Here is a 14,667-nt window from a genome sequence, read left to right on the forward strand (position 1 = left end):
GACTGGCCCACCCCGGCGGGCCTTGCATTGTCACAATGTATCGCGCACAGTGTGTTCAGCACACGGGGAGGCGCGACATGCTCAACATCGTCTGGAAGCAGCTTCGCGGCCGTGCGGGACGGTCGGTGGCGCTGCTGGTCGGCGTGCTGGTGGCGACCACCGGCTTCGTCGTCCTGACCGGCGCCACCACCACCTCACGACTCGACGTCACCGGGGCCGTCGAACGGAACACCGAGGCCGCCTACGACATCCTGGTCCGCCCGAAGGGCGCCCGCACCCCGCTGGAGGCCGAGCGCCGGCTGGTCCAACCCAACTACCTCTCCGGCCTCTTCGGCGGCATCACCGCCGCGCAGTACGACCAGGTGAAGGCGGTAACCGGGGTGGACGTCGCCGCCCCCATCGCCATGCTCGGCTACTCCACCGCCCCCGTGCCGACCCCGCTGGACCTGACCGGGGCGGTGGACCGGTCGCTCGACCGGCAGGTCATCCGCGTCGATCCCCGGTTCGTCGCCGAACGCGGCCTCTCCGGCGCGCCGGGCCGGCCCCGCTACGTGTACGTCACCACCCACCCGTTGATCTACCCCCGCACGGACGTATCCCTCTCCAGCGACTCCACGCCGTACACCGACGGGCGCAGCTATCCGTGGGCCGACACCTGCGGTCCCTCGCCGCGCGAGGTGCTGCCCGACGGCCGCACCCGGCCCGTCTGCGACCCCCGGTACGCCCTGGGCAGCCCCGGCGCGTACTCCGAGCGCGAGGAGTGGTCGCTGGTGGCCGTGCGGCTGCTCCCCGACGGCCGGTTCGAGGCCGGCCGGGGCGTCTTCCCCGACAGGGGGATGGGGCCTTCCTCCACCTCGGACCGGCTGCGGATCGCGGTCAGCCTGACGGTGCCGCTCCTGCTCGCCGCCGTGGACCCGGCCGCCGAGGACCGCCTCGTCGGCCTGGGCGGGGCGGTGGTCGACGGGCGGACGCTGGGCCCGGACGACACCACGACCGTCAAGCGGACCGGCTCGGCGGAGATGCTCAACGTGCCGGTGCTCGCGACCAGCACCCCCTTCGTCGATGAGGAGCTGCGCGCCAGCTTCACGCGGCTGCCCGCAGCCCGACCGGCCGGCGTCGAACTCGACGAGCTGGAGCGGGCCCTCCGGCGCGGCCCCGAGCTCGCCGCCGGCGAAGCCCGGCACGACGTGGCCGCCGGCTGGCGTACCCAGCTCGCCACGGGCCTCTCCCCGGCCGGCTGCTGCTTCGGCCAGCTCCAGGCGATGGTCCAGGCGGGGCCGACGCGGTACGACCGGCTGCCCGACGGCACGCTGCGGGTCGGCGCGCTCCCGGCGGCCGATCCGGAGGTGTACGGCGACCAGGTCACGTTCAACCCCTTCCCGCGCCCCTGGCTTGCCGAGGACACGGGGGCGCGGTCGCTGCGCAAGCTCCCGCTGACGGAGGGCGCACCGGGTAACTTGTACCGGGGCTGGCGGGCCGTGGGGGTCTTCGACCCGGAGAAGCTGACCGGCTTCAGCGACCTCGGGCGGGTGCCGCTGGAGACGTACGAGCCGCCGTCGGCGCAGGGCGCGGACGCCCGCAGCCGGGACGCCCTGGGCGGTCGTCCGCTGGAGCCGGGCGGCAACCCCGCCGGTCATTTCTCCGCCCCGCCGCTGCTGCTGACCAGCCTGGACAGCGTGCCGACGCTGCTGGCGGGGGGCGGCAGTCCACAGGCGAAGGCCCCGATCAGCGCGATCCGGGTCCGGGTCGCCGACGTGGGCGGCTACAACGAACGCGCCGCCGAACAGGTCCGGCTGGTCGCCGAGCGGATCGCCCAGGTCACCGGGCTCGACGTCGACATCACGCTCGGTTCGTCCCCCACCCCGCAGGCCGTGGAGCTGCCCGCCGGGTCGTTCGGCCGGCCGGCGCTGCGGCTGACCGAGAACTGGTCGGCACTCGGGGTCGCCTCGGTGATCACGAAGGCGGTGGACCGCAAGAGCGTCGCACTCTTCGTGCTGGTGCTGGTGGTCTGCGCGCTCTTCCTCGGCAACGCGGTCGCCGCCGCCGTCCGGGACCGGCGGGGCGAGCTGGCGGTGCTCGCCTGCCTGGGCTGGCCGGCCCGGCGGATCGGCGCGCTGATCCTCGGCGAGGTCGCCGCCCTCGGGCTGGCGGCCGGGCTGCTCTCGCTGGCGCTGGCGGTCCCGCTCGGGGCCGGGCTCGGCATCGACGTGGGGTGGCGGCGGGCGGCGCTGGCCGTACCGGTGGCGCTGCTGCTGGCGCTGGTCGCGGGCCTGACGCCGGCCCTGCGGGCCGCGCGTGCCCACCCGGCCGCCGCGCTGCGCCCGGCGGTGGCGACGGCGCGCTGGGTACGCCGGCCGCGCACCCTGGCCGGCCTGGCCCTGGCCAACCTGGCCCGCACGCCCGGCCGCACCCTGCTCGGGGCCGGTGCCCTGGCCATCGGGGTGGCCGCGCTGACCCTGGTCGCCGCCGCCGGGTACGCGTTCCGCGGCGCCATCGTCGGCAGCCTGCTCGGCGACACGGTGTCGCTGAGCGTGCGCGGCGCGGACACCATGGCCGCCGTCGCGACGGTGCTGCTCGGCGCCGCCGCGGTCGCCGACGTGCTCTACCTGAACATCCGGGACCGGGCCGCCGAGCTGGCCACCCTGCGCGCGGTCGGCTGGAGCGACGCCGCGCTGGGCCGCCTGATCGGGTACGAGGGGCTGGCCCTCGGACTGCTCGGCGCGGTCACCGGCGCCGGCCTCGGGCTGGCCGGGGCGGCCTGGCTGGTCGGCGCCCTGCCCGGCACGTTGGTCACGGTCGCCGCGCTGGTGGCGGTGGCCGGTGTCCTGGTCACCTCGATGGCCGCCCTGGTCCCGGCCGCGCTGCTGCGCCGGCTGCCGACCGCACGACTGCTCGCGGAGGAGTGACGATGGAGACGACGACGGTGGGCAGCACGGTCCGGGTCGCCGGGCTGGTCCGACGGTTCGGGGCCGGCCCGCAGCAGGTGACCGCGATCGACGACGTGTCCGTGGAGATTCCGGCCGGGACGGTGGTGGCGCTGACCGGGCCCAGCGGCTCCGGCAAGTCCACGCTGCTGCACATGATCGGCGCGATCGAGCAGGTCGACGGCGGCACCGTCACGGTGGACGAACTGGAGATCACCGGGCTCGGCCGGTCGGCCCTGACCCGGTACCGGCAGCGGGTCGGCTTCGTCTTCCAGCGCTACCACCTGCTGCCCGCGCTGACCGTGCTGGACAACGTGATCGCGCCGGTGCTGCCCCGCCGGGGGCGGGCCGACCACGCCGCCCGGGCCCGGGAACTGCTCGACGCGGTGGGCCTGGCCGGGCGGGAGCGGGCCCTGCCGGCCCAGCTCTCCGGCGGTCAGCAGCAGCGGGTCGCGATCGCCCGGGCGCTGATGGGCTCCCCCGGGCTGCTGCTGGCCGACGAGCCGACCGGCAACCTCGACTCGACCACCGGCGGGCAGATCCTCGACCTGCTGCTGGACCTGCGCGAACGGCACGGCATGACGATCCTGCTCGCCACCCACGAGCGGGCGGTGGCCGCCCGGTGCGACCGGCTGATCCGCCTCGGCGACGGGCGGATCGTCGAGGACGTGGACCTCACCGACGGCGAGGACCCGGCGGCCACCTTCCGGCGCGCCGCGGGCCTGCGCCTGTAGACCGGCCGCCGGCAGCCGCCTCTGGCGGAGGGCTCAGGCCGGTTCCCGACCGCCCGGGAAAGGCGACGCCCGGGCCCGCCACAGGCGGGCCCGGGCCGAAGAGAGAGGTCAGGCGGTCGGGCTGGCGACGCGCACCGCGCCGGCGATGCGCTCGGCCGTCTCGCGGGCGACGTGCTCGGTGGCGGCCTCGACCATGACCCGGACCAGGGGCTCGGTGCCGGACGGGCGGAGCAGCACCCGGCCGGTCTCGCCCAGCTCCGCCTCGGCCCGCTCGACCTCGGCCCGGACGGCGGGCGCGGCCGCGCCGACCGTACGGTCGCCGACGGGCACGTTGACCAGCACCTGCGGCAGCCGGGTGAGCACGCCGGCCAACTCGGCCAGGGACTTGCCGGTCGCCGCCATCCGCGACATCAGGTGCAGCCCGGTCAGCACGCCGTCGCCGGTGGTGGCGTACGCGGGCATCACGATGTGGCCGCTCTGCTCGCCGCCCAGCGCCAGCCCGGACGCCCGCAGCTCCTCCAGCACGTACCGGTCGCCGACCTTGGTCTCGACCAGCCGGATGCCCTCGCGGGACATCGCCAGGCGCAGGCCCAGGTTGCTCATCACGGTCGCGACCAGCGTGTCCTGCGTCAGCGTGCCCGCCTCCCGCATGGCGAGGGCGAGGATCGCCATCACCTGGTCGCCGTCGACCTCGTCGCCGTCGGCGGTCACCGCGACGCACCGGTCGGCGTCGCCGTCGTGCGCGATGCCCAGGTGCGCGCCGTGCTCGACCACGGCGGCCCGCAGGGCCTCGATGTGGTTGGAGCCGCACTCGTCGTTGATGTTCAGGCCGTCGGGCTCGGCGTGGATGGCGACGACCTCGGCCCCGGCCTCCCGGTACGCCACCGGCGCCACCTCGGCGGCCGCGCCGTTGGCGCAGTCGACCACGACCTTGATCCCGTCGAGACGGTGCGGCACGGTGCCGACCAGGTGCTGCACGTAGTGGTCGGCGCCGTCGAGCAGGTCGTGCACCCGGCCGACGCCGGCGCCGATCGGCCGCTCCCAGGCGGTGGTGGCGTTCGCCGCGACGGCCGACTCGATCTGCATCTCGATCTCGTCGGGCAGCTTGTGCCCGCCGGCGGCGAAGAGCTTGATCCCGTTGTCGGGCATCGGGTTGTGCGAGGCGGAGAGCATGACGCCCAGGTCGGCCTTGGCCTCGGCGGTGAGGAACGCCACGGCCGGCGTCGGCAGCACGCCCACCCGCACCACGTTGGCGCCGGCACTGGTGAGACCGGCCACGACGGCGGCCTCCAGCATCTCGCCGCTGGCCCGGGTGTCGCGGCCGACCACGGCGAGCGGGGGATGGCTCTTGTCCGACTCGGCGAGCGTGTGCGCGGCGGCGACCGCCACCGCGAGCGCCAACTCGGGCGTGAGATCCGCGTTCGCCCGCCCGCGTACGCCGTCCGTGCCGAACAACCGACCCATACCCGACAACCTCCGATGAAACGGTCCAGGGAAAGGCGAACGGCCGGGCCGCCTCCCGTCGAGGGGAGGCGACCCGGCCGTTCGTCAGAAGTACAACGTGCCGCTGAAGGTCAGCGCTTCGAGTACTGGGGAGCCTTACGGGCCTTCTTGAGGCCGTACTTCTTGCTTTCCTTGACCCGGGCGTCCCGGGTGAGGAAGCCGGCCTTCTTCAGCGCCGGGCGGTCGTCCGGCTCGCTGACGATCAGAGCCCGGGCGATGGCCAGCCGGAGCGCGCCGGCCTGACCGGTGGTGCCGCCGCCGCGCAGGTTGGCGATGACGTCGAACGCCTCCGGCTTCTCGGCGGTGACCAGCGGGTCCTTGATCAGCTGCTGGTGCACCTTGCTCGGGAAGTAGGCCTCGAGGTCCCGACCGTTGCAGGTGATCTTGCCGGTGCCCGGCACGATGCGGACCCGGACGATGGCCTCCTTGCGGCGACCCACGGTCTGGATCGGCCGGTCACCACGAGGCGCGCGGGCGACGGGCGCCGGCGCCTCGGTGGCCTCCTCGGGGGCAACCTCGGTGGCGGTGATGTCGGTCATGCTGATTCCTTCGCCCGCGCTCACTGCGCGATCTGCTTGATCTCGAACGGCACCGGCTGCTGCGCGCCGTGCGGGTGCTCGGCACCGGCGTAGACCTTCAGCTTCTTGATGAGCTTACGGCCGAGCTTGTTGTGCGGGAGCATCCCCTTGACGGCGAGCTCGATGGCCCGCTCGGGACGCTTGGTCAGCAGCTCGTCGTAGCCGACCTGCTTCAGACCACCCGGGTAACCGGAGTGGCGGTAGGCGATCTTCTGCTGCCGCTTGTTGCCGGTCAGCGCCACCTTGCCCGCGTTCACGATGACGACGAAGTCGCCCGTGTCGACGTGCGGCGCGAAAGTCGGCTTGTGCTTGCCGCGCAGCAGCGTGGCGGCGTGGGTGGCCAGGCGGCCCAGCACGACATCAGAGGCGTCGATGACGTGCCACTGACGCTCGATCTCACCCGGCTTCGGGCTGTACGTACGCACAGGTATACCTTGTCTCGTCGTCGGTCTGGGGTCGCGCGCCGAGGTTACCGGGCGCGCACGAACGACCAAGCGTACCTCAGGCGGCACGCCTCTGGATGTCGTACAACAGCAGGCAACGATACCCGCCGCCCCGTCGGCAGGTCAAAACGGGGTACCGCCCCGCCTGACCCGCCACGGAGCATGGCCGGGGTCACACCCCGACCAACCGGCGCGGGCCCGGCCGCAGGTAGACCGACCAGGTCACCCCGAAACACGCGGCGTACGCCACGACGAAGGCGACGTACGCCGCGTCCGCGCTGCCCAGGGTGAGGAACGACTGCCGGAAGGCGATGTTCACCAGCACCCCGCCGGCGGCCCGACCGCCCCGGCGATGCCGATCAGCGCCCCGGTCATCCGCCCGGCCCAGCACTGGGCGACCGCCGCGTCCCGCCGGCCGGCGTCCACCGCGGAGGCCGCCCGGGCCCGGAAGATCGCCGGGATCATCTGTACGGCGACCCTCCTCGTCGGTGTGACCTGGAGGGACGCCAGGAACCGGGGATTACCCCGCGGTGCCCGTCGCGGGTCGGGCCGGAAACGAGGAGCGCACTTCGGCCGGGCCGCGCCGGTGAGATGTCAGAGCTGTTGCAGGATGCGCAACGCCCGGCCGACCCGGAGCATGGTCTCGGTGTCAGCGACGTCCACGCACTCGGTGAACCACTTCTTCATCGGCGAGGAGAGCCGGTCGGGCATCACCACGTAGGCGCCCATCGGCACCGCCAGGGGCGAGTCGCGCAGCAGCGCCTCCTCGACCACCTCGGCCACGATGACGATCGGCACGTCGGTGGAGTTGTAGACGTCGGAGCTGATCACCAGCCCGAGCCGTTCCCGGGCGCCGTCGATGCGCCAGACCTCGCCCCTACGCAGCACGCGGGCGCCCGCCGAAGAGCACGTCGTCGACCATGCCGACCTCGCGGGCGTCGGCGAGGGCGGCGGATTCGAGGTCGAGCCCGGCCCGGCCGACGGCGGCGGCGTGCGCGGTGAAGACCTCGCGCAACGCCTTCTCCCGGGCCGCCTGGTCCATCCACGCCGACAGGGAGAGCCCTTCGCGCTTGGCGAACCGCCGGGCCTCCTCGATCGTCTCGTCCGAGAACGACAGGGTCACCTTGGCAGTCATGCCGTGCAGACTACCCAGCGGTGTGACCAGCAGTCATCCCGCTTGCCGCCAGCCGGCAAACCAGACAAAGCCCCCCAGTCGGCCCATGGCGACCCGTCAGCCGGCTGCCTCGGCGTCGTGCCCGCGTCGGCCGCCGAACACGGCGAAGCGCCACTGCTTGAAGAAGCAGTCGACGTCGGCCAGTCCCGCCTCGGCCAGCCAGCGGCACTGGGCGGCGACCGGCGCCGGTCGGTCGTACGCCATCCGGCCCTCGGCGGCGGCGATCTCCTCGGCGTCGGAGCCCAGCGTGGCGACCTGCGCCAGCCACACCTCGTGGTAGCGCCGGTCGAGTTCCGGGGTCGGACCGGCGACCTGCTCGGCGTTGACGAACACGCCGCCGGGCGCCAGCGCCGCCGCCGCACGCCGGTAGAGCGTTCGCTTGCCGGCGTCGTCGAGGTGGTGGATGGCCAGCGCGCTGACCACCGCGTCGTAGCGACCGGCGGGCAGCGGGTCGGCCAGGTCGGCCGTCACCGTGCGGTGTGGCACCGACCGGGCCCGCAGGTGTTCGGCGGCGACCGCGAGCATGGCCGGCGCGGCGTCGACCAGGGTCAGCCGCACCCCCGGCACCGCCGCCGCGAGCAGCAGCGACAGCAGCCCGGTGCCCGCACCCAGGTCCAGCACCTCGGGGGTACGCCCCGAGGCCAGCGCGGCCCGCAACGGCGGCGCGGCCACCTCCACGGCCGTGCCGTAGAACGCGTCGAAGCAGGGCACCAGCCGCCGGCGTGCCTCGTCGTAGCTGCCGGCCACCGCGTCGAAGACCGCACTCACACCCATGTCGCTACTCCCAAATTCCGGGACAGTTGTCTCATATTGTAAGCGCCGCGATTCGGTCCGCCGCTCCGGTGCGGTGTGAGGGGCTCTTGACAGGACCGAAACAAACGGGACCCGGACCGGAAACCGCCCGCCGGCACGCTTTGCCGACATGACGGACGGTGCACGGGCGACGACCCGACCGGGGCGGACGCCTCAGGAGGTGGCGACGCACTGCCCGTACTGCGCCCTCCAGTGCGGCATGACGCTGCGCGAGGAGGACGGCCGGGTGGCGGTGCTCCCCCGGCAGTTCCCCACCAACCGGGGCGGCCTCCGCCAGAAGGGCTGGACGGCCGCCGAACTGCTCGACCACCCCGAACGGTTGACCACCCCGCTGCTGTCGAGGGGCATCGTCGGCAGCCGGCGACAGGAGGGTGAATGCGCGACGAACTGGCCGGCTTCACCATCGGGGTGACCGCCGACCGTCGGCGGGACGAACTCGCCGCACTGCTCCAGCGGCGGGGCGCCCGGGTGGTGATCGCCCCGGCCCTGCGGATCGTGCCGCTGGCCGACGACACCGACCTGCGCGAGGCCACCCGGGCCTGCCTGGACCGGCCACCCGACATCCTGATGGCCAACACCGGCATCGGGATGCGCGGCTGGCTGGAGGCCGCCGAGGGCTGGGGGCTGGCCGAGCCGCTGCGCGGCGTCCTCGCCGACGCGTACGTGGTGGCCCGGGGCCCCAAGGCGCGCGGGGCGATCCGCGCCGCCGGCCTGCACGACCAGTGGTCACCAGAATCGGAGAGTTGCGACGAGGTGGTCGACCACCTGTGCCGGCGCGGCGTCGCCGGGCAGGTGATCGCCATGCAGCTGCACGGCGAGCGGCAGCCGGAGTGCACGATGGCGCTGGAGGCGGCCGGGGCCACCGTGATCGAGGTGCCGGTCTACCGGTGGGCGGCGCCGACCGACCCGGCCCCGCTGCACCGCCTGATCGACCTGGTCACCGGCCGGCTGGTCGACGCCGTCACGTTCACCTCGGCCCCGGCGGCGGAGGCGCTGCTGCGCGCCGCCGGGGACCGCGGCGACGCGGTGCTGGACGCGTTCCGGCGCGACGTGCTGGCCAGTTGCGTGGGGGCGGTCACCGCGGAGCCGCTGCTGCGGCGCGGGGTGCCGGTCAGCACGCCGTCCCGGGCGCGGCTGGGCGCCCTGGTCCGGACCATCGTGGACGAGTTGCCGCGCCGCACGGTCACCCTGAAGGCGGCCGGCCACCTGCTCACCCTGCGCGGGCACGCCGCCGTGGTCGACGGCGAGCTGCGTCCGCTGGCCCCGGCGCCGATGGCCGTGCTCCGAGCACTGGCCCACTCCCCCGGCCGGGTGCTGTCCCGGACCGCGCTGTTACGGACACTGCCGCGCGGCGCCGACGAGCACGCGGTGGAGATGGCGGTCGCCCGGCTGCGCGCCGGGCTGCGGGCGCCCCGGGTGGTGCAGACCGTCGTCAAGCGCGGCTACCGGCTCCGGGTCGACTGACGCGGCAGGGCGGCCCCTGCCGCCCGCACCGGGGCGGCCACGGGCACCGTCCAGCCGTGGACGTTCTCAGCCGACCCGAGCCGGGAAGCCGCGGCCGTGCTCGGACTGGAGGCGGATCATGGCGTGCTCCACGACGGTCACCAGCACCTGCTTGACCGACTCCCGGTGCCGGGCGTCGGTCAACACCAGCGGCACGTCCGGCGAGATGGCCAGCGCCTCCCGGACCTCCTCCAGCTCGTACTGCGGCGCGCCGTCGAACCGGTTCAACGCCACCACGTACGGCAGCCTGCGGTTCTCGAAGTAGTCCAGCGGCGCGAAGGCGTCGGTGATCCGGCGGGTGTCCACGAGGACGGCCGCGCCCACCGCGCCCTTGATGATCTCGTCCCACATGAACCAGAACCGGGTCTGGCCGGGCGTGCCGAAGAGGTACAGGATCAGGTCCTCGGCCATGGTGATCCGGCCGAAGTCCATGGCGACCGTGGTGGTCTGCTTCCCCGGCACCTTGGACGGGTCGTCGATGCCAACCCCGGCCGCGGTCATCACCGCCTCGGTTCTCAGTGGGGTGATCTCCGAGATCGCGCCGACCAGGGTCGTCTTGCCCACGCCGAAGCCGCCCGCGACCACGATCTTCGCGGAGATGATTCCCCGGCTCTGGCGGGCCCCGGCGGGGTCATAGCCTGCGAAGTCCACTTAGCACCCTTCCAAGGATTTCCATCCGCTCCTCGAACCCCTCGGCGGGAGCGGCAGTGTGTAGCGTCAGCAGGCTCTCGGCCACCATGTCGGCGACCAGCACCCGGGTGACGCCCAGCGGCATCCGGGTGTACGCGGCGATCTCGGCCAGCGACTGCGCCCGCCCCTCGCAGACGGTGGCGATGCGGTGCTTGTCGTGCCCCGCGAAGCGGGACTCCGCGACCTGGGTGGGGGTGGCCGACAGGACCGCCTCCAGGGCGATGTCCAGCTGCGCCTCGGTGCGACCGCGGGTAACCGCGTACGGCCGTACCAGCGCGCCGCGCGGGTCCGCGCGCCGTTGGTCCATCCGCGATCACCTCCCCTTCCCGGCCGGGCCCTCCTGGCACCGGTCTCCTCGTCCCCTCGTCGACGCGGAGCCCGCGTCGCAACCCGGCTACGACCGCACGGCGTCCCGGGGCAGCGGCACCAGCGCCGCGCCGACCCGCTCGACCAGGAGCGCCATCTCGTAACCCACCTGCCCGACGTCGCAGCTGCGGGCCGCCAGCACCGCCATCGACGAGCCGTCGCTGATCGACATCAGGAAGAGATAGCCGCTGTCCATCTCGATGACCGTCTGCAGCACACCGCCGGCGCTGAACATCCGGGCGGCGCCCTCGGTCAGGCTGACCACGCCCGAGGTGATCGCCGCGAGCTGGTCCGCCCGGTCCGCGGGCAGGTCCCGCGAGGAGGCGAGCAGCAGCCCGTCGGCGGACACCGCCACCACGTGGGCGATGCCCGCCACGCTGTCGGCGAAGTTGGTGAGCAACCAACTCATGTCCTGCATGGCCGCTGGCCTGTTCATCGACTCGTCTCCTTGGTCGAGGTGCTGTTCTGGTCCGTTCCGGCCGCCCGGCCGCGCTGCACGCCGCGGTGGTAGGCCGACAACAGACCTCGTACTTCGTCGGGGGTGCGCCGGCTGCGGTCGCGGCCGCCCTGGGGCTCGATCCCGCCGGGCACGAGCTGCGCCTGCGGCACCCGCTTGGGCAGCCCGGAGCGGGTGGTGCCGGCGGCGGCCGGCTCCGCGGCCCGGCTGGCCCGGGACCAGCCCTCGTCGGCCGCCGTCCGCCAGGCGTCCGCGTCCGCCGCGGGCGCCGCCGGCGGTGGGTCCGCGGCCGGCGTCGCGGGAGGCGTGTCCAGCGTCACGGGCCGCGCCGGGGCCGCGGCCGGGGCCGGCGGGGTGTACGACGGCGGCGGCGGCTGCGCGGGCGGCGGGGTGGCCGTGCTGCCCGGCGTACGCGTGGGCAGCCGTGGCGGGCGCGACTCACCTGTCGTCGGCTGCGCCGCGGCCGGCTGGGCCGAGGCCGGCTGGCCGGCGGCCGGCTGGGCCTGCGGCGACTGGCTGAAGTCCGGGCGGGCGAAGATGGCGGTGGCGTCGTTGCCGTGCGAGCGGAACCACACCGCCTCCATCTCGCGGAAGATGGGCGCCTCGGCCGGCAGTTCGGCGCGCGGGGTGATCGGCGCGGCCGGGGTGATCGGCGCGGCCGGGGTGGTCGGCGCGGCCGGGGCGGTGGCAGCCAGGTTGGCCCCGAGGCCACGGCCCGCACCTGCTCCGAATCCGCTCGCCGCGGCGGGACCGGCCGGCAGCGGGGTGGTGGCCGGCTGGCCGGCGACCGGGCCGGCCGGCAGCACCGGCGCGGACGGCGCGGCGGCCTCCGCCGCGGGGACGCGCTTGGGCAGCGGCTCGACCGCGGGGTAGGCGACGGTCGGCGTGCCGACCGAGACCCCACCGCCGGTGAAGGTCGGCTGGGCCGGCGTCGCCGGAGGGGCCGACGGCGTCCCGGTCAGGCCGCCGGCCTGCACCGGCGACGCGGCGTCCCGCGCCTGCTCGGGCGCCTGCCACGGCGCCGGCGCGGACCGCCACTGGTCGGTGAGGGTGGCGGTACGCCCCGTTCCGGCGAGCGGCTCGCCGAGACCGACGGGGGTGAGCGGCGTCTGCTCGACGGCGAGCGGCTGCCGGGGCCGGGTGATCTGCTGGTCGCGGCTGGGGAGCTGCGGCAGCACCACCGTCGCGGCGGGGAGCGTCACCTGGGCGACGGTGCCGCCCTCCACGTTCCGGCGCAGCTCCACCCGGATGCCGTAGCGGGAGGCGAGCCGACTGACCACGGCCAGACCCATCAGCCGGAACGCCGCGACGTCGACGCTCGGCGGGGCCGCCAGCCGGCGGTTCAGCGAGTCCAACTGCTCGTCGGTCAGGCCGAGGCCCCGGTCCTCCACCTGGATCAGCACGTAGTCCCGGATGCGCCGGCCGTCGGCGACCACGGTCGTCGTCGGCGGCGAGAAGCGGGTGGCGTTGTCGAGCAGCTCGGCGACCAGCCGGACCACGTCGTTGACCGCGTGCGCGGCCACCGAGATGTCGGTGTCGACGGTGCCGAACTCGATCCGGTTGTAGAGCTCGACCTCGGACTGCGCGGCGCGCAGCACGTCCACCAGGAGGGCGTCGTCGCGGCGCGGCACGGCCGAGTCGGCGCCGGCCAGGACGAGCAGGTTCTCGTCGTTGCGGCGCATCCGGGTGGCGAGGTGGTCCAGCTCGAAGAGCTGCGCCAGCCGCTTCGGGTCCTCCTCGCCGCGCTCGATCGCGTCCAGCTCGCCGATCATCCGGTCGACCAGGGTCTGACTGCGCCGGGCCAGGTTGAGGAACATCGCCGAGACACTGGTGCGCAGCGCGGCCTGCTCGGCGGCCACGCGGACCGCCTCGCGGTGCACGACGTTGAAGGCGAGCGCCACCTGCCCGACCTCGTCGCGGCTGTTGAGCTGGATCGGGTCGCGCACCTGCCGGACGATCTCGTCGACGCCGCCGTCGCCGACGTTGCCGACGTTCTGGAGCCGCTGCACCGCGTCCGGCAGGTCGTGGTTGGCCACCATGAGGGCGCCCTCCCGCAGCCGGCGCAGCGAGCGGTTGAGCGAGCGGGCCAGCACCACGGCGAGGCTGACCGCGATGACGAGCGTGAGCAGCACCAGCACCGACTCGACGACGGCCTGCCGGATGACGTCCGAGAGGGCCTGGTCAGCCTGGTCGAGCAGCCGGTCCTGGAGCCGGATCTCGGCCCACCGCATGAGGTCGTTGACCGCGCCGACGGCGGCGGTGGCGTCCTGGGCTTTCACCAGCGGGCGCTGCCCGACCGAGCGGGTGATGTCGGCGGCGACCCGGTCGGCGAGGGTCACGGCGTCGCCGGAGACGGTGCTGTCGACGAGGGCGCGCTGGGCCGGGTCGGCGGCCAGGGAGAAGGCGAGCAGCGCCTCCTGCTGGCTGGTCAGGGTGGCGACGAAGGAGGAGAACTGCTCCTCGTCGAGCTGGCCGGCGGTCAGCGCGGTGAAGGCGACCGACTGCTCCTCGGCGACGGCCGCCTTGGCGCGGGCGAACGCGGCGACCGCACGCCGGGCGTCGGCCAGCCGCTCCTCGCCGGGCAACTGGGCTAGCCCGTCGCCGTACGCGACCAGGTCGGTGATGATGACGCCGTAGCGCAGCGCTGCCTCGGCGACCGCCATCTGCTGGCGGTCCAGCACCTTCTGCCGGGTGCCGGCGAGCGTCTCCAGGTGCTCGTCGATGCTCGCCAGCCGGTCCCCGACGGCGGCCGGGACGTCGCCGATGCGCCCGCGCTCCGCCCGGTAGGCGTTGATCCGCTCGTCGGTGCTGCGCACCCGCAGGTTGTAGGCCTCGGCCTTCTGCTGCGGCGTGGCCAGGAAGGCGGACGCCGCCATCCGCTCGGCGTGCAGGTCCTGGGTCATCGCGGAGATGTCGATGGAGAGCGCGGTCAGGGCCCGGGCCTGGGTCGCGTCGTAGGCGCCCTCGCCGACGGAGATGAGCCGGACGGTGGCCAGCGCGATCACCGCGGCGACCGGCACCACCAGGATCAGCGCGAGCTTGGAGCGGATCCGCGCGTCGCGCAGCCGGGGCATGCGCCGGCGCTTCGGCTGCTCCCTCTCGCCGCCGTCGGGCAGGGTCGTCGGTCCGGTGCTCACGACATCGCCTCCGTCGTTTCTTCCACGCCTGCCCCGCCGACTCGCGCCCGGTGCAGCGGACTGCGCCACACGCGGCACGGCCGCGATTTCATCAGAAGCGATCCTGTTTGGGAAGCCGCAGTGGGGAAGGAAACGGTCGGAGGGCACGCATCCCGAGATCCGGTCAACTAATACCTTCAATTCTTCATGCCCGTGAACAGGGCATGTAACTCCAGGGTGGTCGTCCATGTCGGATTAGTAAGCGCTGGCAAACTTCTCGCGGCCCCACCATGTGGGATACGCGTCCCGAAACGCCTCCGACGCCCGCGCTTGACCACAGGGCCCGGCGTTGGCAAGGTTTTGCAG

At 74.2% G+C, this 14,667-nt stretch carries 15 protein-coding genes and 1 pseudogene; 4 read left to right on the forward strand and 12 right to left on the reverse strand.

The window, feature by feature from the left end; genetic code table 11:
* The first annotated feature begins 77 nt into the window (after window positions 1–77).
* A complete protein-coding gene (locus ACGF5C_RS03410; protein WP_393296308.1) occupies window positions 78–2,906 on the forward strand; it encodes an FtsX-like permease family protein in 2,829 nt (942 codons plus the stop codon).
* A gap of 2 nt (window positions 2,907–2,908) precedes the next feature.
* Window positions 2,909–3,658 carry an ABC transporter ATP-binding protein gene (locus tag ACGF5C_RS03415; RefSeq protein WP_393296310.1) on the forward strand — a complete coding sequence of 250 codons (750 nt, stop codon included), beginning with the start codon at window positions 2,909–2,911 and terminating at the stop codon, window positions 3,656–3,658.
* Between the two features lie 108 nt (window positions 3,659–3,766).
* Here the strand turns inward: ACGF5C_RS03415 and glmM are convergent, their stop codons facing one another.
* The 8 genes from glmM to ACGF5C_RS03455 form a co-directional block, all read right to left on the reverse strand.
* Complete coding sequence (gene glmM / locus ACGF5C_RS03420) at window positions 3,767–5,122, reverse strand: phosphoglucosamine mutase (RefSeq protein ID WP_350704106.1); 1,356 nt, start codon at window positions 5,120–5,122, stop codon at window positions 3,767–3,769.
* Between the two features lie 110 nt (window positions 5,123–5,232).
* Window positions 5,233–5,700, reverse strand: coding sequence for a 30S ribosomal protein S9 (rpsI, locus tag ACGF5C_RS03425; RefSeq protein ID WP_350680952.1), 468 nt, complete (start codon window positions 5,698–5,700; stop codon window positions 5,233–5,235).
* Between the two features lie 20 nt (window positions 5,701–5,720).
* Entirely contained in the window at window positions 5,721–6,164 is a 444-nt protein-coding gene (gene rplM, locus ACGF5C_RS03430; protein WP_018720634.1) for a 50S ribosomal protein L13, read from the reverse strand.
* A gap of 190 nt (window positions 6,165–6,354) precedes the next feature.
* On the reverse strand, window positions 6,355–6,501 hold the full coding sequence (locus ACGF5C_RS03435) for a hypothetical protein (protein ID WP_393296312.1): 147 nt from the start codon (window positions 6,499–6,501) through the stop codon (window positions 6,355–6,357).
* Window positions 6,498–6,647 (reverse strand): hypothetical protein, encoded by a 150-nt coding sequence (locus tag ACGF5C_RS03440; protein ID WP_393296314.1) that lies wholly within the window; start codon window positions 6,645–6,647, stop codon window positions 6,498–6,500. Before ACGF5C_RS03440 ends, ACGF5C_RS03435 begins: the two co-directional genes overlap by 4 nt.
* Before the next feature lie 129 nt (window positions 6,648–6,776).
* Entirely contained in the window at window positions 6,777–7,070 is a 294-nt protein-coding gene (locus ACGF5C_RS03445; protein ID WP_350680954.1) for a type II toxin-antitoxin system PemK/MazF family toxin, read from the reverse strand.
* Window positions 7,060–7,317 (reverse strand): DUF6364 family protein, encoded by a 258-nt coding sequence (locus ACGF5C_RS03450; RefSeq protein ID WP_208417965.1) that lies wholly within the window; start codon window positions 7,315–7,317, stop codon window positions 7,060–7,062. The genes ACGF5C_RS03445 and ACGF5C_RS03450 overlap by 11 nt, the downstream gene beginning before the upstream one ends.
* A 96-nt stretch (window positions 7,318–7,413) precedes the next feature.
* Entirely contained in the window at window positions 7,414–8,130 is a 717-nt protein-coding gene (locus ACGF5C_RS03455; protein ID WP_393296316.1) for a class I SAM-dependent methyltransferase, read from the reverse strand.
* A 148-nt stretch (window positions 8,131–8,278) separates the two neighbouring features.
* Here ACGF5C_RS03455 and ACGF5C_RS03460 point away from each other — a divergent pair.
* Both ACGF5C_RS03460 and ACGF5C_RS03465 read left to right on the forward strand, forming a co-directional pair.
* Window positions 8,279–8,533: pseudogene (locus ACGF5C_RS03460) on the forward strand (nitrite reductase); the annotation flags it as partial.
* Window positions 8,534–8,544: 11 nt separating this feature from the next.
* Window positions 8,545–9,633 (forward strand): uroporphyrinogen-III synthase, encoded by a 1,089-nt coding sequence (locus tag ACGF5C_RS03465; RefSeq protein WP_393296318.1) that lies wholly within the window; start codon window positions 8,545–8,547, stop codon window positions 9,631–9,633.
* A 66-nt stretch (window positions 9,634–9,699) separates the two neighbouring features.
* Here the strand turns inward: ACGF5C_RS03465 and ACGF5C_RS03470 are convergent, their stop codons facing one another.
* The 4 genes from ACGF5C_RS03470 to ACGF5C_RS03485 all read right to left on the reverse strand — a co-directional run bounded on the left by ACGF5C_RS03470 (window position 9,700) and on the right by ACGF5C_RS03485 (window position 14,322).
* Window positions 9,700–10,323: an ATP/GTP-binding protein gene (locus tag ACGF5C_RS03470; RefSeq protein WP_350704111.1), complete on the reverse strand. Its 624-nt coding sequence runs from the start codon at window positions 10,321–10,323 to the stop codon at window positions 9,700–9,702.
* Window positions 10,304–10,669, reverse strand: a complete 366-nt coding sequence (locus ACGF5C_RS03475; protein WP_350680968.1) for a DUF742 domain-containing protein — start codon at window positions 10,667–10,669, stop codon at window positions 10,304–10,306. The genes ACGF5C_RS03470 and ACGF5C_RS03475 overlap by 20 nt, the downstream gene beginning before the upstream one ends.
* An 87-nt stretch (window positions 10,670–10,756) precedes the next feature.
* On the reverse strand, window positions 10,757–11,164 hold the full coding sequence (locus ACGF5C_RS03480) for a roadblock/LC7 domain-containing protein (protein ID WP_067359650.1): 408 nt from the start codon (window positions 11,162–11,164) through the stop codon (window positions 10,757–10,759).
* Window positions 11,161–14,322 (reverse strand): nitrate- and nitrite sensing domain-containing protein, encoded by a 3,162-nt coding sequence (locus ACGF5C_RS03485; RefSeq protein ID WP_393296321.1) that lies wholly within the window; start codon window positions 14,320–14,322, stop codon window positions 11,161–11,163. The genes ACGF5C_RS03480 and ACGF5C_RS03485 overlap by 4 nt, the downstream gene beginning before the upstream one ends.
* Between the last annotated feature and the right edge of the window lie 345 nt (window positions 14,323–14,667).

This window comes from Micromonospora sp. NPDC047620 (assembly GCF_043205005.1).
Classification (GTDB): Bacteria; Actinomycetota; Actinomycetes; order Mycobacteriales; family Micromonosporaceae; genus Micromonospora.